This window comes from Aeromicrobium sp. 9AM, from assembly GCF_902506105.1.
Classification (GTDB): Bacteria; Actinomycetota; Actinomycetes; order Propionibacteriales; family Nocardioidaceae; genus Aeromicrobium.
The window spans coordinates 701,960-727,938 of sequence record NZ_LR733303.1; the positions used below are offsets into that span (position 1 = coordinate 701,960).

The 25,979-nt window shown below is 69.5% G+C and carries 21 protein-coding genes; 16 read left to right on the forward strand and 5 right to left on the reverse strand.

The features are described 5' to 3' along the window. The first annotated feature begins 19 nt into the window (after positions 1–19). The 3 genes from BOSE46_RS03535 to BOSE46_RS03545 all read left to right on the forward strand — a co-directional run bounded on the left by BOSE46_RS03535 (position 20) and on the right by BOSE46_RS03545 (position 5,770). The gene (locus BOSE46_RS03535; RefSeq protein WP_159538309.1) at positions 20–670 is read left to right on the forward strand and encodes a hypothetical protein; all 651 of its coding nucleotides are present in this window, start codon (positions 20–22) and stop codon (positions 668–670) included. Further along, positions 671–2,218 (forward strand): DNA polymerase Y family protein, encoded by a 1,548-nt coding sequence (locus BOSE46_RS03540; RefSeq protein ID WP_371415496.1) that lies wholly within the window; start codon positions 671–673, stop codon positions 2,216–2,218. It begins immediately after the preceding gene. A gap of 123 nt (positions 2,219–2,341) precedes the next feature. Further along, entirely contained in the window at positions 2,342–5,770 is a 3,429-nt protein-coding gene (locus tag BOSE46_RS03545) for an error-prone DNA polymerase (RefSeq protein WP_159538311.1), read from the forward strand. A gap of 144 nt (positions 5,771–5,914) precedes the next feature. Here the strand turns inward: BOSE46_RS03545 and BOSE46_RS03550 are convergent, their stop codons facing one another. Further along, positions 5,915–7,429 (reverse strand): ATP-dependent DNA ligase, encoded by a 1,515-nt coding sequence (locus tag BOSE46_RS03550; protein WP_159538313.1) that lies wholly within the window; start codon positions 7,427–7,429, stop codon positions 5,915–5,917. 147 nt (positions 7,430–7,576) lie between these two features. Here BOSE46_RS03550 and BOSE46_RS03555 point away from each other — a divergent pair, with 147 nt between their 5' ends. Genes BOSE46_RS03555 through BOSE46_RS03575 form a run of 5 tightly spaced genes read left to right on the forward strand, consistent with a single transcriptional unit; the run spans position 7,577 to position 13,027 of the window. Beyond that, positions 7,577–8,263 (forward strand): NrtR DNA-binding winged helix domain-containing protein, encoded by a 687-nt coding sequence (locus BOSE46_RS03555; protein WP_159539357.1) that lies wholly within the window; start codon positions 7,577–7,579, stop codon positions 8,261–8,263. Next, on the forward strand, positions 8,260–9,519 hold the full coding sequence (gene nadA / locus BOSE46_RS03560) for a quinolinate synthase NadA (protein WP_159538315.1): 1,260 nt from the start codon (positions 8,260–8,262) through the stop codon (positions 9,517–9,519). Before BOSE46_RS03555 ends, nadA begins: the two co-directional genes overlap by 4 nt. 9 nt (positions 9,520–9,528) lie before the next feature. Then, a complete protein-coding gene (nadB, locus tag BOSE46_RS03565; protein WP_159538317.1) occupies positions 9,529–11,067 on the forward strand; it encodes an L-aspartate oxidase in 1,539 nt (512 codons plus the stop codon). Next, positions 11,060–11,902, forward strand: coding sequence for a carboxylating nicotinate-nucleotide diphosphorylase (nadC, locus tag BOSE46_RS03570; RefSeq protein ID WP_159538319.1), 843 nt, complete (start codon positions 11,060–11,062; stop codon positions 11,900–11,902). Before nadB ends, nadC begins: the two co-directional genes overlap by 8 nt. After that, entirely contained in the window at positions 11,903–13,027 is a 1,125-nt protein-coding gene (locus tag BOSE46_RS03575) for a cysteine desulfurase family protein (RefSeq protein ID WP_159538321.1), read from the forward strand. On the opposite strand, the gene BOSE46_RS03580 is transcribed toward BOSE46_RS03575, so the two are convergent. Next, positions 13,024–13,464, reverse strand: a complete 441-nt coding sequence (locus BOSE46_RS03580; RefSeq protein WP_159538323.1) for a hypothetical protein — start codon at positions 13,462–13,464, stop codon at positions 13,024–13,026. The genes BOSE46_RS03575 and BOSE46_RS03580 overlap by 4 nt on opposite strands. Positions 13,465–13,517: 53 nt before the next feature. Next, positions 13,518–14,048 (reverse strand): MarR family winged helix-turn-helix transcriptional regulator, encoded by a 531-nt coding sequence (locus tag BOSE46_RS03585; RefSeq protein ID WP_159538325.1) that lies wholly within the window; start codon positions 14,046–14,048, stop codon positions 13,518–13,520. A gap of 73 nt (positions 14,049–14,121) precedes the next feature. On the opposite strand from BOSE46_RS03585, the gene BOSE46_RS03590 reads away from it, so the two are divergent. Next, the gene (locus BOSE46_RS03590) at positions 14,122–15,354 is read left to right on the forward strand and encodes an MFS transporter (RefSeq protein WP_159538327.1); all 1,233 of its coding nucleotides are present in this window, start codon (positions 14,122–14,124) and stop codon (positions 15,352–15,354) included. A gap of 3 nt (positions 15,355–15,357) precedes the next feature. Here BOSE46_RS03590 and BOSE46_RS03595 read toward each other — a convergent pair whose 3' ends face one another. Together BOSE46_RS03595 and BOSE46_RS03600 are read right to left on the reverse strand one after the other, a co-directional pair. Beyond that, a complete protein-coding gene (locus BOSE46_RS03595) occupies positions 15,358–16,674 on the reverse strand; it encodes an aspartate aminotransferase family protein (RefSeq protein WP_159538329.1) in 1,317 nt (438 codons plus the stop codon). A 96-nt stretch (positions 16,675–16,770) separates the two neighbouring features. Further along, a complete protein-coding gene (locus tag BOSE46_RS03600; RefSeq protein WP_159538331.1) occupies positions 16,771–18,279 on the reverse strand; it encodes a CoA-acylating methylmalonate-semialdehyde dehydrogenase in 1,509 nt (502 codons plus the stop codon). 96 nt (positions 18,280–18,375) lie between these two features. Here BOSE46_RS03600 and BOSE46_RS03605 point away from each other — a divergent pair, with 96 nt between their 5' ends. The 7 genes from BOSE46_RS03605 to BOSE46_RS03635 all read left to right on the forward strand — a co-directional run bounded on the left by BOSE46_RS03605 (position 18,376) and on the right by BOSE46_RS03635 (position 25,938). Continuing rightward, positions 18,376–19,974, forward strand: a complete 1,599-nt coding sequence (locus BOSE46_RS03605; protein ID WP_159538333.1) for a PucR family transcriptional regulator — start codon at positions 18,376–18,378, stop codon at positions 19,972–19,974. Between the two features lie 149 nt (positions 19,975–20,123). Beyond that, complete coding sequence (locus BOSE46_RS03610) at positions 20,124–20,972, forward strand: nitrilase-related carbon-nitrogen hydrolase (RefSeq protein WP_159538335.1); 849 nt, start codon at positions 20,124–20,126, stop codon at positions 20,970–20,972. A 9-nt stretch (positions 20,973–20,981) separates the two neighbouring features. After that, a complete protein-coding gene (gene hydA, locus BOSE46_RS03615; protein WP_159538337.1) occupies positions 20,982–22,418 on the forward strand; it encodes a dihydropyrimidinase in 1,437 nt (478 codons plus the stop codon). Positions 22,419–22,431: 13 nt separating this feature from the next. Then, positions 22,432–23,448: a TIGR03842 family LLM class F420-dependent oxidoreductase gene (locus BOSE46_RS03620; protein ID WP_159538339.1), complete on the forward strand. Its 1,017-nt coding sequence runs from the start codon at positions 22,432–22,434 to the stop codon at positions 23,446–23,448. Beyond that, a complete protein-coding gene (locus tag BOSE46_RS03625) occupies positions 23,448–24,329 on the forward strand; it encodes an ABC transporter permease (protein ID WP_159538341.1) in 882 nt (293 codons plus the stop codon). The genes BOSE46_RS03620 and BOSE46_RS03625 overlap by 1 nt, the downstream gene beginning before the upstream one ends. Next, complete coding sequence (locus tag BOSE46_RS03630; RefSeq protein ID WP_159538343.1) at positions 24,326–25,138, forward strand: ABC transporter ATP-binding protein; 813 nt, start codon at positions 24,326–24,328, stop codon at positions 25,136–25,138. Before BOSE46_RS03625 ends, BOSE46_RS03630 begins: the two co-directional genes overlap by 4 nt. Beyond that, positions 25,135–25,938 (forward strand): ABC transporter permease, encoded by an 804-nt coding sequence (locus BOSE46_RS03635; protein ID WP_159538345.1) that lies wholly within the window; start codon positions 25,135–25,137, stop codon positions 25,936–25,938. The genes BOSE46_RS03630 and BOSE46_RS03635 overlap by 4 nt, the downstream gene beginning before the upstream one ends. Positions 25,939–25,979: the final 41 nt, after the last annotated feature.

The window sequence follows — 25,979 nt, forward strand, 5'->3', positions numbered from 1 at the left end:
CATGTTCGAAGATGGGTGAATGACCGTTGCGCCCGCCCCGAGCCTTGATGAGCTGCGAGCCCGCGTCGACCAGATGCAGGGCCGCCCTGCCGCGCAACCGGTCGCGACGCATCCGGCCTTCGCCGGACTGCTGCAACTGCAGACCGGATCAAGCTATGCCGTCGACTCGGCGAGCCTCGCGATGGCCCTCATGGCGGGTCCTTCGGCCGATGGTGCCTGGTGTGGTGTCGTGGGCTCGGCGGAGTTCGGTCTCGAGGCCGCTGCGGCCGCCGGGGTCGAGCTGCGGCGGACGATCCTGGTGCCTGCTCCGGGCGAAGCGTGGCTCGAGGTCACGGCCGCGCTGATCGACGTGCTGGGCGTGGTCGTGGTGGCCGCGCCCGCAGACATCTCCGGCAAGGACGTCAGCCGCATCAGTGCCCGGCTGCGCCAGCGCGGTGGCGTCCTCATCGCATACGGTGACTGGCCGCGATGCGATGCCCGGGTGTCGTTGCGCGATGCCGAGTGGGTCGGTCTCGGCCGGGGTCACGGGCACCTGCAGGCGCGCCGGGTGACGGTCGAGGTCCGCCGCGGCGCCGGCCCGGCCCGCACGGGACAGCTGTGGCTGCCTGATCAGGCCCAGGTCATCCGCCGGGCCGAGGTGCAGCCCGTCCAGCTGCGGAGCGTGAGCTAGGTGTCAACCGGTCGGACGATGGTCCTGTGGGCGCCGGACTGGCCGATCGTCGCGGTCGAGAGCTCGGCATCGACGCCGGCGGCGGTGCTCCACAAGGGTCAGGTGCTGGCGTGCTCACAGGCCGCGCGGGCCGAGGGCGTACGCCGGGGCATGCGGCGCCGCGATGCGCAGTCGAGGTGTCCGGGCCTGGCCCTGCACGACTACAACCCCGATGCCGACGCGCGGGCCTTCGAAGCGGTGCTGACCGCGATCGAGGAGCTCAGCCCCGGTGTGGCCCCGCTGCGGCCGGGGCTCTGCGCGATCAACGTGCCGGCCCGCTTCTACGGCGGCGAGGCCGAGGCGGCGGCGATCATCGCGGAGCGGCTCGTACGCCTGGGGGTGTGGGACGTCCGCGCCGGCATCGCCGACGGGTTGTTCGCCGCCGAGCAGGCTGCGCGCCGGGCACTGGCCCAGGACAGCCTCGTCGTACCTGCGGGCGGGTCGGCGCAGTTCCTGCGGGACCTGCCGATCGATGCGCTCGACGACCTCGTGGGGGCCCCTCCCGCGAGCTCTGCGAGTGGGGGAATGGTGGGGCTGCTGCGCCGCATGGGGCTGCTGACCCTGGGCGACTTCGCTGCCTTGTCGCCGGCAGACGTGCACACCCGGTTCGGCACGCACGGCGAGCTCCTGCACCGCATGGCTCGCGGGCTAAATCCTCAGCCGATCAGCCGGCGGCAGGTGCCGCCGGAGTTCGAGGCGACGCTGATGCTGGAGCCGCCGCTCGACCTGGCGGAGCAGATCGCGTTCAGCGTACGCACGACGGCCGAGAAGTTCGTCACGGATCTCGCGGGTCACGGGCTGGTGTGCACGACGGTCCTGATCGAGGTCGACACCGACGGCTCACTGGCGACATCCCGGCGATGGATGCATCCGCGCTGGTTCGGGCCGACCGACCTGGTCGACCGGGTGCGCTGGCAGCTGCAGGTCGACGGTGCCATCCGGGCGCCGGTCGATGCCGTACGCCTGATCCCTGAGGTCACCGAGCCGCTCGGCGACCATGCCGACAGTCTCTTCGGCGGTGGCCCCGACGAGCGGGTCGAGCGGGGGGTGGCGCGGGTGCAGAGCATCGTCGGCCACGAGGCGGTCGTCTCGGTCTCGGTGCAGGGCGGACGCGGGCCGGGGGAGCGGCAGCTGCTCGTCCCGTGGGGTGAGCGTCCGGTCGCCGCCCGTGCGGTCGGGCTGCCGTGGCCGGGCAGCCTGCCGCCTCCGGCACCGGCGACGGTCTACACCGAGCCGCAGCAGGCGATGGTCGTCGGTGCCGAGGGGCAGGCCATCGGGGTCACGGGTCGCGGCATGGTCACGGGCGAGCCCGCGCGGTTCCGGGCCGCGGCCGGCCAGGACTGGCAACCCGTCGCGTCGTGGGCCGGGCCGTGGCCGGTCGACGACCAGTGGTGGGACGAGGCGGCGGCCCGGCGCATCGCCCGGTTCCAGGTCGTCGGGGTCGACGGCAGCGCGTACCTCATGATCGTCGAGCGCGGCCACTGGTGGATCGAGGCTAAATATGATTAGTGAGCTCGCGCCCGATGGTGCTCAGGACGTCGTGGTCGTCCGGGCCCGACAGCTTGCCTCCTGCCTGTGTCCTCCCCGCATTGCGCAACGTCATGGTTACGAGGATGGGGAGGTCCAGTAGCTATGGGGTGGAACAACCCGGATGTCTCGTGGCGTGAGCTCGAACGGCGACTGTCCGGCAAGCCGGAGCCCGACGGCGGCGATGCGCCGGGCTGGTCGCGCAAGCGTGCCAAGACCCAGCCCAAGGAGATCGCCCGCCCCGAGGGTCCGGTCGTGCCCTACGCCGAGCTGCACTGCCACAGCAACTTCAGCTTCCTCGACGGTGCCAGCGGTCCCGACACGCTGGTCGAGGAGGCGATCAGCCTGGGCCTGCACGGGCTGGCGTTGACCGACCACGACGGCTTCTACGGTGCGCCGCGGTTCGCCGAGGAGGCGGTCAAGTACGAGGGCCTCGGCCTCAAGACGATCTTCGGGGCCGAGCTTTCGCTCGGGCTCAGCCGGCCCCAGAACGGCACCGCCGATCCCGAGGGCAGCCACCTGCTGGTGCTCGCTCGCGGGGTCGAGGGCTACCACCGGCTCGCCGCCGCCATGACCGACGCGCACTTTCGCGGCGACGAGAAGGGCCGGCCCGTCTACGACCTCGAGCAGCTCGCCGAGCGCGGCCGCGACCACTGGCTGATCCTCACCGGCTGCCGCAAGGGTCACGTACGCCAAGGGCTCGCCAACGGCGGGCTCGACGAGGCGGCGACCGCCCTCGACCAGCTCACCGCGCTGTTCGGCCTCGACAACGTCGTCGTCGAGCTGATCGACCACGGCTTCCCGGCCGACAGCACGACCAACGACGCCCTCGCCGAGCTCGCCGCGATGCACGGGTTGCCCACGGTCGCGACCAACAACGTGCACTTCGCCAAGCCCGGCGCCCGCCAGCTCGCTGCGGCCATGTCGGCGGTCCGCGCGCGTCGCGGACTCACCGACATGGACGGTTGGCTGCCGGCGACTGGTGCGGCACACCTGCGGTCCGGCGCGGAGATGCAGCGCCTGTTCCATCGTCACCCGGGCGCTGTCGAGCGTACGGTCGCGATCGCCGACGAGCTCGCGTTCGACCTGCGCGCCGCCACGCCGAGGCTGCCCCACCGCGGCATCCCCGAGGGGCACACCGCGATGAGCTATCTGCGTGAGCTGGCCGAGCAGGGCATCCGCGAACGCTATGCCCACAACCTCGACGAGGCGCGCGAACGCATCGACCGCGAGCTCAAGGTCATCGAGGAGAAGGACTTCCCGGGCTACTTCCTGATCGTCCGCGACATCGTCATGGAGGCCAGGCGCCGCAAGATCCTGTGCCAGGGCCGGGGCTCGTCGGCCAACTCGGCGCTCTGCTACGCCCTGGGCATCACGGCGGTCGACTCGATCTTCTACAACCTGCCGTTCGAGCGCTTCCTCGCCACGACCCGCGAGGAGGAGCCCGACATCGACGTCGACTTCGACTCCGACCGGCGCGAGGAGATCATCCAGTGGGTCTATGACACGTACGGCCGGCACAACGCCGCACAGGTCGCCAACGTCATCACCTACCGGCCACGCTCGGCCGTACGCGATGCGGCCAAGGCGCTGGGCTACTCACCCGGGCAGCAGGACGCGTGGTCCAAGCAGATCGATGCGTGGAGCGCGATCTCGGCCGAGGACACGGCCGACGTGCCCCCACAGGTCATCTCGCTGGCGCAGCAGCTGCTCGGCGGTCCCCGTCATCTCGGCATCCACTCCGGCGGCATGATCCTCACCGAGCGGCCCATCGGCGAGGTGTGCCCCATCGAGCGCGGGCGCATGGACGATCGCACGGTCCTGCAGTGGGACAAGGATGCGTGCGAGTGGATGGGACTGGTCAAGTTCGACCTGCTGGGCCTGGGCATGCTGGGCGCGCTCGACCACACGATGCGGATCGTCGCCGAACACCTGGGCGAAGAGTGGGACCTCGCGTCGATGCCCAAGGAGGAGGCCGCGGTCTACGACATGCTGTGCCGGGCCGACTCGATCGGGGTGTTCCAGGTCGAGAGTCGTGCCCAGATCGGCACGCTGCCGCGGCTGCAGCCCCGGTCCTACTACGACCTCGCGATCGAGATCGCCCTGATCCGCCCAGGTCCCATCCAGGGCGGCGCGGTGCACCCCTACATCCGGCGGGCCACCGGACGGGAGCCCGTCACGTACGCGCACCCCGTGCTCAAAGAAGTGCTTCAACGTACGCTCGGCGTCCCGCTGTTCCAGGAGCAGCTCATGCAGATGGCGATCAAGCTCGGCGGCTGCACCGGCGACGAGGCCGACCTGCTGCGCCGGGCGATGGGCTCCAAGCGGGGCATCGAACGCATCGAGTCGCTGCGGCTCAAGCTCTACGAGGGCATGGCCGGTCACGGCATCACGGGGGAGGAGGCCGACACGATCTATCTCAAGATCCAGTCGTTCGCCAACTTCGGCTTCGCCGAGAGCCATGCCCTGAGCTTCGCGCTGCTGGTCTATGCCAGCTCGTGGCTCAAGCTGCACTATCCCGCGGCGTTCCTCGCGGCGCTGCTGCGCAACCAGCCGATGGGCTTCTACTCCCCGCAGTCGCTCGTGACCGACGCCCGCCACCACGGTGTCACGATCCTGCGGCCCGACATCATGCACTCGCAGGCGCAGGCTGACCTCGAAGCCCCCTACTCGCAGAGCTCGTGGGGGGACCCCCACCTGGACAATGCCGAGGCGACCGGGCTCGACAGCTGCCTGGCTCGCGAGCAACCACCGGTCGAGACGTTCGTCCGCGGTACCCCCGATCCGACCCCCGCGCACCGCCGCGACGGCAACTTCGCCGTACGCCTGGGGCTCGACGAGGTGCAGGGCCTTGGCCTCGAGGTCGCCCGGCGCATCGTGGCCGAGCGCGACCGGCAGCCGTACAAGGACATGGCCGACGTGTCACGGCGGGCAGGGCTGACGGTTGCCCAGATGGAGTCGCTGGCCACTGCGGGAGCGTTCGACGGGTTCGGCCTGTCGCGTCGTCAGGCGTTGTGGAACGCCGGATATGTCGAGAACTCCGACCAGCTCGAGGGCACCTCGGTGCAGCTGCCGCCACCGATGCTGCCGGGCATGAGCGAGGTCGAGGAGACCATGGCTGACCTGTGGGCGACCCGCATCTCGCCAGAGAAGCATCCCGTCGAGTTCCTCCGCCCGCTCCTGACGTCGGAGGGCATCTACTCCGTCGCCGGGCTCGCCGACGCCGAGCCCGGCCGGCGGGTCAAGGTCGCTGGCCTGATCACCCACCGGCAGCGGCCTGCGACGGCCGACGGCGTGACGTTCCTCAACATCGAGGACGAGACCGGGATGCTCAACGTCGTGTGCTCGATGGCGCTGTGGCAACGCCATCGCCGGGTCGCCCGCAACTCCGCGGGCATGGTCATCCGCGGCATCCTCGAGCGCTTCGACGGCGTCACCAACCTCGTCGCCGACAAGCTCGAACGCATCGAGACGGTCTACCCCGAGGCTGCCGCCGCGATCCCCGCCCGCCACCAGGGCCGCGACTTCCGCTGACGGGTCACTTTTGGCCCCCTGACGGGTCACTTTCGGCACGTGAATGTCGACAACCGGTCGTTCTCGAGGAGAAGAACTGACCCGTCAGTGGACGGCAAGTGACCCGTCAGGGGGCCAAAAGTGACCCGTCAGCGGGGGTTTGCGTCAGGTGGGGAGGAATGAGCGGACGGTGTCGATCGTGTCGGCCTCGGCGGGCGGCTTGTCGTCGCGATAGCGGATCACGCGGGCGAAGCGCAAGGCGACGCCGCCGGGATAGCGGGTCGACCGCTGGACGCCGTCGAACGCGATCTCGACGACCTGCTCTGGCCGCACCGTGACGACGTAGCCGTCATCGTCAGTCTGCAGGTCACGGAACCGCTCGGTCTGCCACGCGAGGATATCGTCGGTCATGCCCTTGAAGGTCTTGCCGAGCATCACGAATTCGTCGCCGCCACGGGCTCCCAAGTGGATGTTGGACAACCACCCGCTGCGCCGGCCCGAGCCCCGCTCGACCGCCAGCACCACGAGATCGAGGGTGTGCACGGGCTTGACCTTGACCCAGGTCGCGCCGCGTCGACCTGCGGCATAGGGCGCCGTCAGGCTCTTGATGACCACGCCTTCATGCCCGAGCTTCAGCACCTGCGCCGCGAACTCCTCGGCCTCCCGCGGGTCTGCGGTGATGAGCCGGGGTACGCGGTGCTGCTCGGGCACGACGGTCTCGAGCGCGGCGAGGCGCTCCGCAGTCGGGGCGTCGACGAGGTCCCGGCCGTCGAGGTGGAGCACGTCGAAGAACGCGGGAGTCAGCCGGACCGTGCCGCCCACTGTCGCCGCCCGGGACGCGGTCTCCTGGAACGGGCGGGGCCGGCCGTCGGGGCCGAGCGCGAGCACCTCGCCATCGAGCACGATGTCGTGGCAGGGGAGGGCGCGGGCGATCTCGACGACCTCGGGGTGGCGGCTGGTGACGTCGTCGAGCGATCGCGTGACGACGAGGACCTCGTCGCCGCGCCGGTGCACCTGGATGCGGACCCCGTCGAGCTTGGTGTCGACGGCGACCTCGCCGCCGCCAGCCTTGGCCATCGCCGACTCGACCGTCGGCGCTGTGGAGGCGAGCATCGGCAGCACCGGCCGGCCGACCTCGAGCGTGAACGCGGCGAGAGCGTCCTCCGTGCCGCTCAACGCCGCGGTGGCGACAGCGACCGAGGAACCGGCCATCATCGCGGCCCGGCGTACGACCGCGACGGGGATGCCACCGGCGACGGCGAGACCTTCCTGGACCAGGGAGTCGAGCGCGCCCTGACGGACTTCGCCGGTGACGATGCCGCGCAGCCAGCGCTGCTCGTCGACCGTGGCCCGGGCGAACAGGCTCCGGGTCGCGTCGGCGCGAGCGACCTGCGAGCCGGCGCCCGCCAGCTGGGCGATGCGCTCGAACGTCGCGTCGACCTCACTCACCTCGAGGGTCGGCTCGCTCGCCGGGTCGGGGAGTGCTTGCAACGACCGCCAGCCGAGACCGGTGCGGCGCTGGCGCAGGACGCCGGCGAGGTATGACGTGACGACGGGGACGGCGTCCGGCTCGGTGTCGCCGGCACGCCTGAGCAGGTCGGCGAACGCCGCGACCTTCGCCTTGCGCGAGCGCGTCGCGCCGACCGCAGCGGAGGTGGCGACCACGTCGGCGAGGAGCATGCCCCCATCATCGGCGCCGCCACCGACATCGCAAGACGAATGACAGCGCGACTTAGGGTTGACATGACTTTAAGGGGTCCACTACAGTGACCTTAGAGTCAAAGCAACCTTAAGTACGGCTGAGAGCAGGAAGGCACGCGCGTGACGATGCAGTCGGCGATCGACCAGCGGGTCTCGCTCGCGGTCTCGACCGTGATCTTCGCGCTCCGCCCGCACCCCGAGAGCGGACTCATGACGCTGTGGCTGCCGCTCGTGCGCCGCATCCGTGAGCCGTACGAAGGCCAGTGGGCCCTCCCCGGCGGACCTCTGGAGGCCGACGAGGACCTCGCCGCCAGCGCTCGCCACACCCTCGAACGTACGACCGGGCTGACCCCCAACTACCTCGAGCAGCTCTACGCCTTCGGCAGCCTCGACCGCTCCCCGGACGACCGGGTCGTGTCGATCGTCTACTGGGCGCTCGTGCAGCCCGACGAGGTCGCCCGCGCGGTGGACGGTGAGAACGTCGAGTGGTTCGTCGCCGACGAGCTGCCGCCGCTGGCGTTCGACCACACCGAGATCGTCGACTACGCGCTCGCCCGGCTGCGCGCCAAGATCACCTACACCCCGATCGCGCACGGCTTCCTGCCCCGCGAGTTCACCCTCGCCGAGCTACGAGCCGTGCACGAAGCCGTTCTGCGTACGCATCTCGACCCGGCCAACTTCCGCCGTCAGGCGCTGGCCAGCAAAACCCTCGTCCCCACGGGCACCTGCCTGCAGGGCACGAGCCACCGGCCACCGGCCCTGTTCCGCTTCGAGGCAGGACCCCCGTCAAACGCCCCTGAGGAGCGCAGATGACCACCTCCGTCAATGACCTGATCGTCGCGGCACCCGACACCAGCTGCGATGTCGAGCTCGCCAAGGGACCGTGGGAGTTCGACAACGTCCCCGGCTACGGGCCGGGCTCGTCCGAGAACGACGTCATCCCCGAGCCCGTCGTACGACCGGGGCAGCTGCCTGCCGAGTACCAGCGCATGACCGACAACGAGCTGCACGCCCGCATCCGCGCCGCCAAGGACAAGCTCGGCAGCCGGCTCGTGATCCTCGGCCACTTCTACCAGCGCGACGAGGTCATCCAGTACGCCGACTTCGTCGGTGACTCGTTCCAGCTCGCCAACGCGGCGTTGACCAAGCCCGACGCCGACACGATCGTGTTCTGCGGCGTGCACTTCATGGCCGAGACCGCCGACATCCTGGCGCGTCCCGAGCAGCACGTGATCCTGCCCAACCTCGCCGCCGGCTGCTCGATGGCCGACATGGCCGACGAGGACTCGGTCGAGGCGTGCTGGGAGGACCTCATGGCGGTCTACGGCGAGGAGCCCGACGCCGACGGCAGGCAGCCGGTCATCCCGGTGACCTACATGAACTCCTCAGCCGCCCTCAAGGCGTTCTGCGGCCGTCACGGCGGCATCGTCTGCACGTCGTCCAACGCCGCGACGGTCCTCGAGTGGGCCTTCGAGCGTGGCCAGCGCGTCCTGTTCTTCCCCGACCAGCACCTCGGCCGCAACACCGCCAAGGCGATGGGCATCCCGCTGGAGCAGATGCCGATGTGGAGCCCCCGCAAGGAGCTCGGCGGCAACACCGTCGAGGAGCTCAACGACGCCAAGGTCATCCTGTGGCACGGGTTCTGCTCGGTGCACAAGCGCTTCTCGGTCGCCCAGATCGACAAGGCGCGCGCCGAGTTCCCCGGCGTCAAGGTCATCGTGCACCCCGAGAGCCCCATGCCGGTCGTCGACGCCGCGGACGCCGCAGGGTCGACCGACGCGATCCGCAAGTACGTCATCGCGTCCGAGCCCGGTGACGTCATCGCGATCGGCACCGAGGTCAACATGGTCAACCGGCTCGCCGCCGAGTTCCCCGACCGGACGATCTTCTGCCTCGATCCCGTCGTGTGCCCGTGCTCGACGATGTACCGCATCCACCCCGGCTACCTCGCCTGGACGCTCGACGGGCTCGCCGAAGGTGAGCTCCGCAACGAGATCGTCGTTCCCGACGACATCGCCACCGACGCCAAGGTCGCGCTCGAGCGCATGCTCGCGGCGCTCCCGAAGTAAGGATCCGCCATGCGCAACAGCATCATCGTCGTCGGCAGTGGGGTGGCCGGCATGACCGCGGCACTCGAGGCCGTCGACGCGTACGACGTCACGCTCTTCACCAAGGCCGACCTCGCGCAGAGCAACACCCGCTACGCCCAAGGTGGCGTCGCCGTGGTGATCGACGCGATGAGCGACCCCGGCGCGCCGCGTCTCGGTGACACCGTCGAGTCCCATGTCGGCGACACCCTGGTTGCCGGCGCTGGGCTGAGCGACGAGGAGACCGTGCGGATCCTCTGCGCCGAGGGTCCCGCTGCGATGGACGAGCTCATCGCCCGAGGGGTCCAGTTCGACCGGCACGACGGCGAGCTGTCGCACGGCCTCGAGGCCGCGCACTCCTACGCGCGCATCCTGCACGCCGGGGGAGACGCCACCGGGGCCGGCATCGCGTACGCGTTGATCGACCGCATCCGCGAGAGTGCCGTGACGGTGCGCGAGCGTACGACCGTGGTCGACGTGATCGTCGCCGACGGCCGCGCGATCGGCGTACGCCTGCTCGACGGCGAGGAGGTGCTGGCCGACTCGGTGATCCTCGCGACCGGTGGCGCAGGCCAGCTGTTCTCCCACACGACCAACCCCGAGGTCGCGACCGCCGACGGACTCGGCATGGCGTTGCGGGCCGGAGCCGTCGCCGCGGACCTGGAGTTCTACCAGTTCCACCCGACGTCACTCGACGCACCGGGCAACTTCCTGATCTCCGAGGCCGTGCGCGGCGAAGGCGCGACCCTGATCGACGCCGACGGCAAGCGGTTCATGCTCGATGTGCACCCCGACGGCGAGCTGGCGCCGCGCGACGTCGTCGCCCGCGGCATCGCAGCCCAAATGAAGGCAAAGAATCATGGTCCAGTTTGTCTTGACGCTACGCATCTAGGTTCAGAGTTTCTGGCCAAGCGGTTCCCCAACATCGACGCCGCGTGCCGCGCGCAGGGGTTCGACTGGGGCGAGGTGCCGATCCCGGTGACACCGGCTGCGCACTACTACATGGGCGGCATCCGCACCGACGAGTGGGGACGCACCTCGATCCCCGGGCTCTACGCCGTCGGCGAGGCCGCCTGCAACGGGCTGCACGGCGCCAACAGGCTCGCGTCCAACTCGCTGCTCGAGGGTGCGGTCTACGGCACCCGGGTCATCGAAGGCATCGGCGACCCTGCACCGCTCACCGACTTCGACGCCGACTGGCCGGCACCGATCGCCGTCGATCTCGCGGACGACCCCGAGGGCGATGACGTCAACCGAAGCGACCTGCAACAGCTCATGTGGGACGCCGCCGGCCTCTCGCGCAACGGCGAGGACCTCGAGCGCGCTCTGGCGACGCTCAGCCAGTGGCGGGCGCCGGATGCCACCGACGCGAAGTCGGCCGAGGACGCCAACCTGCTGGTCGTGGCGCGCGCGGTCGTCACGAGCGCTCTGGCGCGACGTGAGTCGCGCGGTGGCCACTACCGGACGGACTTTCCCGAGAGCGATCCCGCCCAGGCCACCCACTCGTCGATCGCGCCGCAGCATGCTTGAGCGGCGGCAGATCCAGCGCGTCGTCGACCTGGCGCTCGACGAGGACGCGCCGTTCGGCGACCTGACGTCGCAGACGCTGGTGCCCGAGACCGCGGTGGCCCGTGCCGACCTGGTGGCCCGCGAGCCCGGTGTGTTCGCCGGCGCCGAGGTGTTCGAGGTCGCGATGACCACCCTCGACCCGGCGGTCAAGGTGACCCTCGAGGCGTCGGACGGTGACTCGTTCGATCGCGGTGCCGTGCTCGCCCACGTCGAAGGCCCCGCGCGTGCCGTGCTGCAGGCCGAGCGGGTCGCGCTCAACCTCGTACAGCGCATGACCGGCATCGCGACGCTCACCGCGACGTACGTCGAGGCGGTCGCCGGCACCAAAGCGCGTGTCGTCGACACCCGCAAGACGACTCCGGGCCTGCGCGCGATCGAGCGCCACGCCGTACGCTGCGGCGGCGGCCACAACCACCGCTACTCGCTGTCGGACGCCGTGATGGCCAAGGACAACCACCTCGCGGTGATCCCTGACCTCACCGCTGCGCTCCGGCGGGCCAAGGCCGACCTGCCGCACACCACGCACATCGAGGTCGAGGTCGACCGGCTCGAGCAGCTCGACGCCGTGCTCGAGTCCGGAGCGGCGGGCACGATCATGCTCGACAACTTCAGCCTCGACGACCTCCGCACGGGCGTCGCCACGATCGCCGGGCGCGCCCTGGTCGAGGCGAGCGGCGGCATCACGCTCGACACGATCGCCGATGTCGCGCGTACTGGCGTCGATGTCATCTCGGTCGGCGCGTTGACCCACAGCGTCCGCGCGCTCGACCTCGGGCTCGACATCACGGTGTCCTGAGTGATCTACCTCGACGAGGCGGCGACGACTCCGCTCAAGCGGGAGGTGCTCGAGGCGATGTGGCCCTACTTCGGGCCAGACTTCGGCAACCCATCGAGCCACCACGAGGTCGGCGAGTCCGCCAGCCGCGCGCTGGAGCAGGCCCGCGCAGACGTGGCGCAGGCGCTCGGCGCACGAGCTGCGGAGATCACGTTCACCTCCGGCGGCACCGAGTCCGACAATGCCGCGATCAAGGGCATCGCGCTCGCCGCACCACGCGGCAAGCACGTCATCGTGTCGTCGATCGAGCATCCCGCGGTGCTGGAGTCGGCGGAGTTCCTGGGTCGTCTGGGCTACGACGTCACGATCCTCGACGTCGACCACGACGGCATGGTGCAGCGCGCCGCTCTCGACGCAGCCCTGCGTGACGACACGACGCTCGTGAGCATCCAGTACGCCAACAACGAGGTCGGCACGATCCAGCAGATCGAGACGCTCTCACGTCTGGCTGCCGACAAGGGCGTGCCCTTCCACACCGACGCCGTCCAGGCCGCCGGCTGGCTGGACCTCGACGTCGAACGGCTGGGCGTGCAGGCCATGAGCATCTCCGGTCACAAGCTCGGCGCACCCAAGGGCATCGGCATCCTGTACGTCCGACGCGGCACCCGTTTCGAGCCGCTGATCCACGGCGGCGGACAGGAGTCCGGTCGACGGTCCGGCACCGAGAACGTCGCCGCCGCGGTCGGCATGGCCACCGCGCTCAAGCTGGCGGGAGGCTCGATCGACGAGGTCGTCGCCCGCCGCGACGCGTTCATCGACCGAGTCCTGGCCGACGTGCCCGGAGCCGAGCTCACAGGCCACCGCAACCACCGGCTGCCGGGCAGCGCCTCGTTCGTCTTCCCGGGCACCAACGGCGAGACGATCCTGCTCGAGCTCGAGGCGCGCGGCATCGTGTGCTCGAGCGGATCGGCCTGCGCCGCGGGCAGCGACGAACCGTCCCACGTGCTGACCGCGATGGGCTACGAAGGCCCGGTCGCGCAGACCGCGGTCCGCTTCACCTTCGGGCGTACGACGACCGCCGAGGACCTCGACACCGCGGCGACCGAGCTCGCACGAGCGGTCGCCGCAGTGTCGGCGCTCGGTTAGACCGCCAGGCCGCCGTAGACGTACGAGCCGGGCTGGGCCGGGTTGGGGATCAGCGTGACCGAGTCGCCGACCCGGGGGATCTGCAGCTTGGAGACCATGATCTGGTCCAGCTGAAGGGCTTGGCCACCCTCAAGGGTCACGCTGAGATTGACGACCGGGTCGTTGTTGATCATCGTGCCGGTGTCGGCGAGCGCTGTGACGGTCGCCTTGATCCCGGGGATGCCGGCAGCGGCGGCGGCAGCGTTGGCTGCGACGGCCGCCTGCGCGTCTCGCCCGGCCTGCAGGCCCTGGCTCATCTGGTCCGTGAACTCCTTGCCCATGAACCCTTTGGTGACCTTGCCCATGACGCCCTTGCCGCTGACGAGTCCCTCAGCCTTCTGCATCGCGTCTTCTGTGCGTTCTTCCTGGCTCTTCTTGCTGTTTCCGAATAGTCCCATGCTCCGATAGTGCCATTGGAGAGAGCCTGACGTCCCTGTTTTTCGTATAGACGTTAGGGCTTGCCGGACGGCGTCTCGGTGTCCAGGGACTCCACGTGCAGCGTCATCTTCTTGAGCAGTCGGTTGATCGTGGTGCGCTCGTTGGGCGTCAGCACCGCCACCATCTCCTCCTCCTGCGAGCCGCGGAGCGCCATGGCCTGGCGCCAGATGTCGGCACCTGCCTTGGTGATCTCGACGACGACCCGACGCCTGTCGTCCGGCGCCGCGGTCCGCTGCACCCACCCCGCCTGCTCGAGCTTGTCGAGCCGTCCGGTCATGCCGGCACCTGACACGCCGAGCTCGTCGGCGAGGTCGGTAGGGGAGGCGGTGCCGGGGGTGTCGCGAATCATGAGCGAGTGCAGGGTCTCGTACTCGAAGTCCTGCAGCCCCACCTCGGTCACCGCCCGCTGCATCGTGCCCTTGAGGTAGCGCTGCAGTCGACCGATGCGGACGACCACACCCTCGACGTCGTCGTCGAACGGCACGTCGACCCAGTGATCGCGCCACCGCGCCACGTGCCGGTCGGTCCAGTCGCTCTCGGCCATGCCGGAATGCTATCCCGTTCGACCGCCATCTACTTAGTTGACGAATAGTTCGCTGGCGAATTACTTTTGGCGTATGAACGTGCAGATCCTCCGCTCGGGGCCGCTCGCCCATCCGGCGTATCGCCATCTCGTCGCCGGTGCCGCGGTCAGCGCGCTCGGCAACGCGATCACTCCTGTGGCACTGGCGTTCGCCGTGCTCGACCTCGGTGGTTCCGCGACGGACCTGGGGCTGGTCGTCGCCGCGTTCGCGGCAGCCGAGGTGGTCACGGTGCTCGCGGGCGGAGTCCTCGGCGACCGGCTGCCGCGCCAGCTGATGCTGCAGGGCTCGGCCACGGCCGCCGCCCTGGCTCAGGCCTTCGTTGCCATCGCGCTGATTGCCGGCTGGGCCACGATTCCGCTGCTGGCCGTCGGGGGAGTCGTCAACGGGGTCCTCGGCGCCCTCAGCGGGCCGTCATCCTCGGCACTGACCCGGCAGACCGTCCCGTCCGAGGAGCTGCCCCGGGCGGTGGCCATCCGTCGGCTGCTCCAGAACGGTGCGATGGTCATCGGGTTCTCCGGCGCCGGCACGCTCGTGGCCGTGTTCGGTTCGGGCTGGGCCATCGCGATCGATGCCGCGACCTTCGCGATCGCCGCATTGTGCTTCGGGCTGATCCGCGTCCCGCTGGTCGCCATCGAGAAGTCGCCCTCACTGCTGGGCGATCTGGGCGCCGGCTTCGCGGAGGTGTTCCGGCACACCTGGCTGTGGCTGCTGATCGGCCAGGCGCTGCTCTATCACCTGTTCTACGGCGGCGCGCAGGGCGTGCTCGGCCCGATCGTGGTGGGGGACAGCCTGGGCCGGTCGGCCTGGGGCTGGGCGCTGGGAGCACTGATGCTCGGCTTCATCATCGGAGGCCTGGTGACCCTGAGGTGGCGGCCGCGACGCGGGCTGTTCGTGGGCACCGCACTGCTGGCGCTCACCGCGGCATTCCCCCTGGCGATGGCGTTGTCGGACCACCTGCCGTTGCTCCTGCTCGGCGCATTCCTGCACGGCTTCGGTCTCGAGATCTTCAGCGTCAACTGGGACCTGTCGATCCAGCAGAACGTCGCCGAGGACAAGCTGGCGCGCGTCTACTCGTTCGACATCCTGGGTTCGTACGTCGCCCGGCCGATCGGGCTCGCCGTCACCGGCCCGATCGCCACGGTCGTCGGATTCGACCGCTGGCTCCTCGTGGTGGCCGCCGTGATGGGCGGGTCGGCGCTGCTGTCGCTGTGCTCACCCGCCGTACGGCACCTCGAGCGGCGATCAGAGGTTCGGGTCGAGGTCTGAGCGTCAGACGACGGCGTCGCCGAATGCCAGGGCGTCGTCGATGATCTCGAGGCCGCGGCGGACCTCGTCGTCACTGATGATGCACGGCGGTACGACGTGAATGCGGTTGAAGTTGGCGAACGGCAGCATGCCGGCCTTCTTGCAGGCGCCGATGATGTCGTTCATCGCCGGGCTGCTCCCGCCGTACGGCGCGAGGGGTTCACGCGTCTCCGGGTCGGCGACCAGCTCGATGGCCCAGAACGCACCGATGCCCCGCACCTCGCCGACGCAGGCGTGCCGCTCGGCGATCTCGGCGAGCCCGGGCCCGAAGACCTCGGTGCCCAACCGGGCCGCGTTTTCGACGATGCCCTCCTCGGCCATGGTGTTGATCGTGGCGACCGCGGCAGCGGCGGCGAGCGGGTGGCCGGAGTAGGTCAGGCCGCCGGGATAGGCGCGATGCGCGAACGTCTCGACGATCGCGTCGCTGACGACGACACCGCCGAGCGGGACGTAGCCGGAGTTGACCCCCTTGGCGAACGTGATGAGGTCCGGCACGACGTCGAAGTGGTCGATCGCGAACCAGGCGCCCGTGCGGCCGAAGCCGCTCATGACCTCGTCGGCGATCAGCATGATGCCGTGCTCGTCGCACAGTCGGCGTACGCCGGCGAGATAGCCCGGCGGCGGCAGCATGATGCCGGCGGTGCCGGGGATCGTCTCGAGGATGATCGCCGCGATCGTCGACGGACCCTCGTTGCGGATCACGTGGTCGAGGTGCTGGAGCGCGCGCTCGCACTCCTCGGCCTCGGTCGTGGCGTGGAACTCCGAGCGATAGAGGAACGGACCGAAGAAGTGCACCGTGCCGGTCGACGCCGAGTCGTTGGCCCAGCGCCGCGGGTCGCCCGTCACGTTGATCGCGGTCTGCGTGCCACCGTGGTAGGACCGGTACGTCGACAGGACCTTGGGCCGCCCGGTGTGCAGGCGGGCCATGCGGATCGCGTGCTCGTTGGCGTCGGCGCCGCCGTTGGTGAAGAAGACCCGCTCGAGACCGTCGGGCGTACGCTCCGCGATGAGCCGCGCCGCCTCGGACCGGGCGTCGTTGGCGAACGGCGGGCCGATCGTGCACAGCTTGGCGGCCTGCTCCTGGATCGCCGCGACGACCTTGGGGTGCTGGTGCCCGATGTTGGTGAACACGAGCTGGCTCGAGAAGTCGAGGTAGCGCGTGCCGTCCTCGTCCCACACCTCGCTGCCGGATGCACCGGCGATGACCATGGGTGAGATCTCGGCCTGTGCGGACCAGGAGTGGAACACGTGGGCGCGGTCGAGGTCGTACGTGCGGCTCATGCGGGGCACTCCTTGGATCGTTGCGTTGTCGGCTTGCGAGGTTTCGAGGCTACGGCCGCGGGCGGCCTTCGCACCTCAACCGGCGATGGCGGTCACTCAGTCGTGCGTGGGGAAGGCGAGCTCGAGGCCGCCCGACGGTGACACCGCGGGGTCGGCCCAGCGGCTCGTGATCACCTTGCCACGCGTGAAGAAGTGGATGCCCTCGACGCCGTGCGCGTGCGTGTCGCCGAACAGCGAGTTCTTCCAGCCGCCGAACGAGTAGTAGGCCATCGGCACGGGGATCGGGACGTTGACGCCGATCATGCCGACCTCGACCTCGACCTCGAACTTGCGGGCGGCGCCGCCGTTCTTGGTGAAGATCGCGACGCCGTTGCCGTACGGGTTGGCGTTGATCAGCTCGACCGCCTCGTCGTACGTCTCGGCGCGCACGACGCTGAGCACCGGGCCGAAGATCTCCTCGGTGTAGATGCTCATCTCGGACGTGACGTGGTCGAACAGCGTGGGGCCGAGCCAGAAGCCGTTGTCCTCGCCGTCGACCGGGGACTCGCGGCCGTCGATGACGAGCTTGGCGCCGGCCACGTCGCCGGCCTCGATGAACGAGGCGACCTTGTCGCGGTGTGCCAGCGTGACGAGCGGTCCCATGTCGGTGCCGCGGGTGCCGTCACCGATGCGCAGGGTCTTGGTGCGCGAGGCGATCCGGTCGACGAGGTCGTCGGCGACCCCGCCGACGGCGACGACGACGCTGATTGCCATGCAGCGCTCGCCGGCCGAGCCGTATCCGGCGTTGACCGCGGCATCTGCGGCCAGGTCGAGGTCGGCGTCGGGCAGGACCACCATGTGGTTCTTGGCGCCACCCAGGGCCTGCACGCGCTTGCCGGCCTGGCTCGCGCGCTCGTAGACGTAGCGGGCGATCGGGGTGGAGCCGACGAAGCTGATCGACTTGACGTCGGGGGAGTCCAGGAGCGCGTCGACCGCGACCTTGTCGCCCTGCAGCACGTTGAAGACGCCGTCGGGCAGACCTGCCTCCTTCCACAGCTCGGCCGTCCACAGCACGGCGGTCGGGTCCTTCTCGCTGGGCTTGACGACGACGGTGTTGCCGGCGCCGATCGCGATCGGGTAGAACCACATCGGCACCATGGCCGGGAAGTTGAACGGGCTGATGATGCCCACGACGCCGAGCGGCTGGCGCTTGGAGTGCAGGTCGACGCCGGTCGAGACGCTCTCGGAGTGCGAGCCCTTGAGCAGGTGAGGCATCCCGCAGGCGAACTCGACGACCTCGAGGCCACGCGAGACCTCGCCGAGGGCATCGGAGAGCACCTTGCCGTGCTCGGACGTGATGATCGCGGCGAGCTCTTCCTTGCGCTCGTTGAGCAGCTCGCGGAAGCGGAACAGCACCTTGGTGCGGGTCGTGATGGATGCGGACGCCCAGCCCGGCGCAGCGGCCTTGGCCGAGGCGATGACGCGCGCGGCATCCGTCTCGTCGGCGAAGGCGACCTGCGAGGTGACCTCGCCGGTCGCGGGGTTGGTCACGTCGCCGAAGCGCCCGGAGTTGCCGATGTGGATGCTGTTGTCGAGCCAGTGGCCGATGACGTTCTTTTCGCTCATGCCGTCGATCCTCCGCCGTCAGGGGCCTCGCCACAACCGGCAACCTGTCGCCGAATTCATTGGATCCTTTACACAGTGTCAAACTAGACTCGGTGCATGATCCCCACGATCCGCTCGATTCTCGCCGGGCCCGCTGTCCAGGCCGGCCAGCCCGAGGTGCTGAGCGGATCCGGTCGCCTGGACCGGCCGGTCAGATGGGTCCACGTCAGCGAGGTGCGCGAGGTCGCCGACCTGCTCGAGGGTGACGAGCTGCTGCTGTCGACCGGCCTCGCGATGCGTGGCACCGAGGCCGAGGCCGCCGACTATGTGGCGGCGCTCATGGCGGCAGGCGCCGCGGGCCTCATCGTCGAGCTCGGCGACCAGCTCCCGTCGGTGCCGGCCGCCGCACTCGAGCTCGCCCGGTCCGCGGACTTTCCCCTCGTGGTCCTGCACCGCCAGGCGCGGTTCGTGCTGATCACCGAGGAGGTGCACCGCGGCATCGTCGCGGACCGCTTCGACTTCGTACGCTTCGCGCAGGACGTGCACGAGACGTTCACGGCGTTGAGCCTCGAGGGTGCGGGCATCGAGGAGCTCGTACGCGCCGGGGCCGAGATGGCCGGCTCGTCGATGGTGCTGGAGGACCTCAACCGTCGCGTCGTGGCCTTCCACGCCATCGGCCGGCCGGCCGAAGGCCTGCTCGCCGACTGGGAGCGGCGCTCGCGCCTGTGCCCGCGGCGCGAGGGCACCGGACTCGGCGGGCTCGAGGGCTGGCTGACCACCGTCGTGGGCACGCATGGCCACGAGTGGGGTCGCCTGGTCGTCCCCAATCCAGCGGCGGACCAGCAGCGCCTCGGGATGCTCGTGGAGCGCGTGGCCCAGGCCGTCGAGCTCTCCCGGATGATCGAGCGCGACCAGCAGTCCGTGCAGCTCCAGGCCCAGGGCGGCTTCCTCAGCGAGCTGCTCGACGGGCGACTGGGCGACGAGGCGACCGCTGTCACCCGCGCGCGGGCACTCGGGCTCGGACCCGGCAGCTCGTACGTCGGTGCAGCCGTCCAGGCCGACGTGCCGGCCGACGAGGCTGCGGGCGCACACCGAGCGCAGCGCCGCCTGGGTGAGCGGGTGGCGAGGGCCCTGACGGTCTCGCGGCAGTCGGCGATCGCCGGTGTGGTCGGCGACGACCAGATGGTCCTGCTGCTGGCCGTGCCCGGGCGGTCGACCGCGGATGCGGTGCTCACCGCATTCGCCGACGCCATGCGTCTCGACCCCGGCCTGGCACGGGTCACGATCGGTGTCGGCTCCGCCGAGGCGGACCTGCTGTCGGCCAGCCGCTCGCTGCGCACCGCGCAGCACGTCGCCCGGGTCGCCCACGAGGCACTGGTGCCGGGACCGGCCTACTTCCGTCAGGCCGACATCCGGCTGCACGGGCTCATAGCCCAGCTCCACGACGACCCGCGCGTGCAGTCGTTCGTCGAGGCCGAGCTCGACCCCCTATTGGCGTACGAGGCCAGGCACGGCGGGGGACTGCTCGAGCTGCTCCGCCAGTTCCTCGCCGCAGGGGGCAACAAGTCGCGGCTCGCCCGCACGTCGCACCGCAGCCGGCCGGCCCTCTACGCCAAGCTCGCGCAGATCGAGAAGGTCCTCGGCGTACGCCTCGACGATCCCTCGTCGCAGCTGTCGCTGGGCGTCGCGATGCTGGCTCACGACCACGCTCGCTGACGCCCGGACCGCGTTCATACGAACGTTACAAATAATCACTCCAATGAAACGTTTGTGCCATTGAATCTCTGGACGGGCCACGTTCACCCTGCTTAGAGTGAGCGACTTACGACGGTCTGTGATCTGGACCACAAGCGAGAGGGAGCCAAGTGACGGTCATCAGAGCCGCGATCACGCAGACGACGTGGACGGGCGACAAGGAGTCGATGCTCGACAAGCACGAGCAGTTCGCGCGCGACGCCAAGGCGGACGGCGCGCAGGTCATCTGCTTCCAGGAGCTGTTCTACGGTCCCTACTTCGGCATCACCGAGGACAAGAAGTACTACCGCTACGCCGAGCCCGCGGACGGCCCCATCGTGCAGCGCTTCGCGGCGCTCGCCAAGGAGCTGTCGATGGTCATGATCCTGCCGATCTACGAGGAGGACATCACCGGCGTCTACTACAACACCTCGGTGATCGTCGAGGCTGACGGCACGATCCTCGGCAAGTACCGCAAGCACCACCTCCCGCACCTCGACCGGTTCTATGAGAAGTTCTACTTCCGTCCAGGCAACCTGGGCTACCCGGTCTTCGACACGTCGGTCGGCAAGATCGGCATGTACATCTGTTACGACCGGCACTTCCCGGAGGGCTGGCGCGAGCTGGGCCTCAACGGCGCCCACATGGTCTTCAACCCCAACGCCACCAAGCCCGGGCTGTCCAACCGCCTGTGGGAGGTCGAGGGTCCGTGCGCGGCGGTCGCCAACGGCTACTTCGTGCTCCAGCCCAACCGCGTGGGCCGTGAGGACAACGAGTACGGCGAGCTCGCCGTCGACTTCTACGGCACGAGCCAGGTCATCGACCCCCGCGGCAACTTCGTCGGCGAGCGCGGCTCGGGCACCGACGAGGAGATCCTCGTCCGCGACCTCGAGATGGACATGGTGCAGGAGATGCGCGACGACTGGCAGTTCTATCGCGACCGCCGTCCCGACTCCTACACGTCGATCCCCAAGCCCTGAGGAGGAACGATGGCAACGACACTCATCACCGGAGGGACGGTCGTCACGGCGACCGGGCGCTCGGCGGCTGACGTCCTGGTCGACGGCGAGGTCATCGTCGGCGTGCTGGCGCCCGGATCGACGCTGCTGGGCAGCGACCTCGCGAGCACCGTCGACACCGTGATCGACGCGACCGGCAAGTACGTGATCCCCGGCGGGATCGATGCGCACACACACATGGAGCTGCCCTTCGGCGGCACCGCGGCCTCCGACACGTTCGAGACCGGCACCCGGGCCGCGGCCTGGGGCGGCACGACGATGATCATCGACTTCGCCGTGCAGACATACGGGCAGCAGGTCATGGACGGACTCGCGACGTGGCACGACAAGGCGCGCGGCAACTGCGCGATCGACTACGGCTTCCACCAGATCATCGGCGGCGTCAACGCCGACTCGCTCAAGGCGATGGACGGCCTGGTCGACGAGGGCATCACGAGCTTCAAGCTGTTCATGGCCTATCCCGGGGTGTTCTACTCCGACGACGCGCAGATCCTGCGCGCGATGCAGACGTCGGCCGAGACCGGCCTCATGACGATGATGCACGCCGAGAACGGACCGGCGATCGACGTCCTCGTCGAGCAACTGCTGGCGCAGGGCAAGACCGACCCGTACTACCACGGCGTCGCCCGCGCGTGGCAGATGGAGGAGGAGGCGACGCACCGCGCGATCATGCTCGCCAACCTCACCGGCGCGCCCCTGTACGTCGTGCACGTCAGCGCCAAGCAGGCCGTCGAGCAGCTTGCCGCCGCCCGCGACAACGGGCAGAACGTGTTCGGCGAGACCTGCCCGCAGTACCTCTACCTGTCGCTCGAGGAGCAGCTCGGCGCGCAGGGCGACACGTGGGGCAGCTTCGAGGGCGCGAAATGGGTCTGCTCGACGCCGCTGCGCTCACGGGCAGAGGGTCATCAGGACCACATGTGGCAGAGCCTGCGGACCAACGACATCCAGATGGTCTCGACGGATCACTGCCCGTTCTGCATGAAGGACCAGAAGGACCTCGGCCTCGGTGACTTCTCCAAGATCCCCAACGGCATCGGCTCGGTCGAGCACCGCATGGACCTGATGTACCAGGGCGTCGTCAGCGGGCAGATCACGCTCGAGCGCTGGGTCGAGATCACCTCGACCACGCCGGCGCGGATGTTCGGCCTCTACGGCAAGAAGGGCGTCATCGCCCCGGGCGCCGACGCCGACATCGTCATCTACGACCCCAACGGCCACACGTCGATCGGCTACGAGAAGACCCACCACATGAACATGGACTACTCCGCGTGGGAGGGCTTCGAGATCGACGGGCACGTCGACACCGTCATGTCGCGGGGCACGGTCGTCGTGGACGACAACACGTACGTCGGCACCAAGGGTCATGGTCAATTCGTCAAGCGCGATCTCTCGCAGTACCTCATCTAGAAGAAGGCTGATCATGGATTTCGGTGTCGTCCTCCAGACCAACCCGCCCGCGTGGCGCACGGTGCAGCTCGCCAAGCTCTCCGAGGCGCACGGCTTCGACTACGTGTGGACGTTCGACAGCCACCTGCTGTGGCAGGAGCCGTACGTCATCTACAGCGCGATCCTCGCCGAGACCAAGCGGATCATTGTCGGCCCGATGGTCACCAACCCGGCGACGCGCGACTGGACCGTCACGGCGTCGGTGTTCGCGACGCTCAACGAGATGTACGGCAACCGCACCGTCTGCGGCATCGGTCGCGGCGACTCGGCCGTCCGCGTGACCAACGGCAAGCCGTCGACGCTCAAGGAAGTGCGCGACGCGACGCATGTGATCCGCGAGCTCGGCAACGGTCGGGCGGTCGACTACAAGGGCTCGACACTGCGGTTCCCATGGACGACCAACACGTCGCTCGAGGTGTGGATCGCGGCATACGGACCGATGGCCCTCAAGGCCGCCGGTGAGGTCGGCGACGGCTTCATCCTGCAGCTCGCCGACGTCGACATCGCGTCCTGGATGATCAAGACGGTCAAGGAAGCCGCCGCCAACGTGGGGCGCGATCCCGAGTCCCTGTCGTTCTGCATCGCGGGGCCGATGTACGTCGGCGACGACTGGGAGCATATGCGCGAGCAGTGCCGCTGGTTCGGCGGCATGGTCGGCAACCACGTGGCCGACATCGTGGCCAAGTACGGCGAGGATGCCCAGGTCCCGCAGGCGCTCACCGACTACATCAAGGGTCGCGAGGGCTACGACTACAACGAGCACGGCCGGGCCGGCAACACGCACACCGAGTTCGTGCCCGACGAGATCGTCGACCGCTTCTGCGTCCTCGGCACTGTGGACGACCACATCGCGAAGCTCAAGGCGCTCAAGGACATCGGTGTGACTCAGTTCGCGGGCTACCTCCAGCACGACAACAAGGAGGAGACGCTGCGGGTCTACGGCGAGTCGATCATCCCGGAGATCCGCGAGCACGTGACGGCCAAGGCCTGATGACCCGACGTTCCGCGCCGCTGGGGCGGCTGGCTCTCGGTGCTCTCGGCATCGCCGCGGTCGTGGCGGTGTGGGAGGGCTACAAGGCGCTCGCACCCGACACCGGCGTCGTGATCGGCGGCACGACGGTGCTGCCGCGGTCGACCGAGACCGCGATGCCGCACGTGTGGGACATGGTCTCGCGACTCTCCGACCCGGTCATCGGCACGGTCGGCGGCGACACGATGTGGCAGACCGTCCTCGACGCCGGGCTGTTCACCCTCAAGATCGCCGCGTTCGGCTGGATCATCGGGGTCGTCGTGGGGTTCGTCCTCGCGCTCGTCATGCAGCGCTTCACGATCGCGGAGGCGGCGGTCCTGCCGTGGATCGTGCTGAGCCAGACCGTGCCGCTCATCGCGATCGCCCCGCTCGTACGCCGTTGGGGCTCGCAGATCACCATCGGCGGGTTCGAGTGGCAGAGCGAGCACTCGGTCGCGGTCATCGCGGCCTACCTCGCGTTCTTCCCGGTCGCCGTCGGCGTGCTGCGCGGGCTCAAGGCGCCCGACGCCACGCACGTCGACCTCATGCACACGTACGGCATCGGCTGGTGGCGCACCCTGTTCAGCCTGCGGCTGCCGGCGAGCGTGCCGTTCCTCATCCCCGCCCTGCGGCTCGCCGCCGCCTCGGCCGTCATCGGCACGGTCGTCGCCGAGGTGTCGATCGGCCTGCGCGGCGGCGTGGGCCGCCTGATCATCGAGTACGCCCAGTCGGCCAGCAGTGACCCGGCCAAGCCCTGGGCGCCGATCTTCGCCGCGATCGCGGTCGGCCTCGTCGCCGCCGCCTTCGTCGGCCTGCTCGGCCTCGCCCTCAAGCCCTATCGACGTTCGGAGATCCCAGCGTGACCAGCAGCCAAGCAGTGCAAGTCAGCGGCGTCAGCCGTACGTTCGGCGGTCGCAAGGGCGCGTCGGTCACCGCGCTCGAGTCGGTCGACCTGACCGTCGCTCCGGGGGAGTTCGTGTCGCTGATCGGCCCGAGTGGATGCGGCAAGAGCACGCTGCTGCGACTCATCGCCGACCTCGACACCCCGACCTCGGGCGAGCTCAGTGTCTTCGGCAAGCCGGCCCGTCAGGCGCGCGTCGACCAGGACTACGGCATCGCGTTCCAGCAGGCCGGACTGCTGCCGTGGAAGACCGTCACGGGCAACATCGAGCTGCCCCTCGCACTCCACGGCGCCGGCCGGTCGGAGCGCAAGGGCCGGGTCAAGGAGCTGCTCGAGCTGATCGGGCTGGCCGACTTCGCCGGGCACTACCCCGACCAGCTCTCCGGCGGCATGCAGCAGCGCGTCGCGATCGCTCGTGCCCTGGCCGAGAGCCCCAAGCTGCTGCTGATGGACGAGCCGTTCGGCGCGCTCGACGAGATGACCCGGGAGCGCATGCAGAACGAGCTCGTCCGCATCTGCGCCGAGACGCAGGCCGCGGTCGTGTTCGTGACGCACTCGATCCCCGAGGCGGTCTTCCTGTCCGACCGTGTGGTCGTCATGTCGCCCCGCCCCGGCCGGATCACCGACGTCATCGACGTCAGCCTCGGCGGACCGGCCGAGCGCGACGACTCGCTGCGTGAGGACGAGGCGTTCTTCCGGGCGGTCGCCAAGGTGCGCGAGGCGCTGCACGGCGTACCCGTCACCGGAGCGCGAGGGGTCGACAGCCGATGAGCACGACGACCGCCACAATTCCGGAGCGGGCGCTCGCACGCGGATCGGCGTACCGCACGATCCTCGCGCCGATCCTGCTCGGTGCGGCCATGCTCGCGCTGTGGCAGGGCGCCGTCGACGGATTCGGAATCGAGCAGTACATCGTGCCGACACCGAGCGACATCTGGCACGAGATCAGCGGCAACGCCGGCTCGATCGTCGACGGCTCGGCGAGCACGGGTCTCAACGCCCTGGTCGGACTCGTTGTCGGTGCGCTGGTGGGCATCCTTGGCGCGATCGTCGCGGGGGTCTGGCGCATCTTCGACACGATCGTGGCGCCCCTCGTCGCGGCCCTCGCGGTCATGCCCATCGTCGCGCTCGCGCCGGTGCTCTACACGATGTACGGCGCCGACAAGGAGACCGCCCGCCAGATCGTGGCCGCGGTCGCCGTGATCGTGCCGGTCTACATCAACACCCTGCGCGGCCTGCGCCAGGTACGCCCCGTGCACCGCGACCTCATGCGCGTCTATGCCGCCTCGGCGCGCCAGCAACAGCTCGCTGTGACCCTGCCGACCGCGGCCCCGTACGTCTTCACGGGCCTGCGCGTCGCCTCGTCGCTAGCCGTCATCTCCGCCCTCATCGCGGAGTACTTCGGCGGCCCGATCGGCGGCCTCGGCAAGTCGATCACGTCGTCGGCCGCCAGCAGCAACTACGCGCTGGCCTGGGCGTACGTGTTCGGCGCGATCGTGCTGGGCCTGGTGTTCTACTGCGCCGCCCTCGCGGTCGAGATGTTCTTCACCCGGCACCGTTCCACCCCCTGATCGTCCGCCCGTGACCCACGGGCGGCCTGCAGCACCACCAC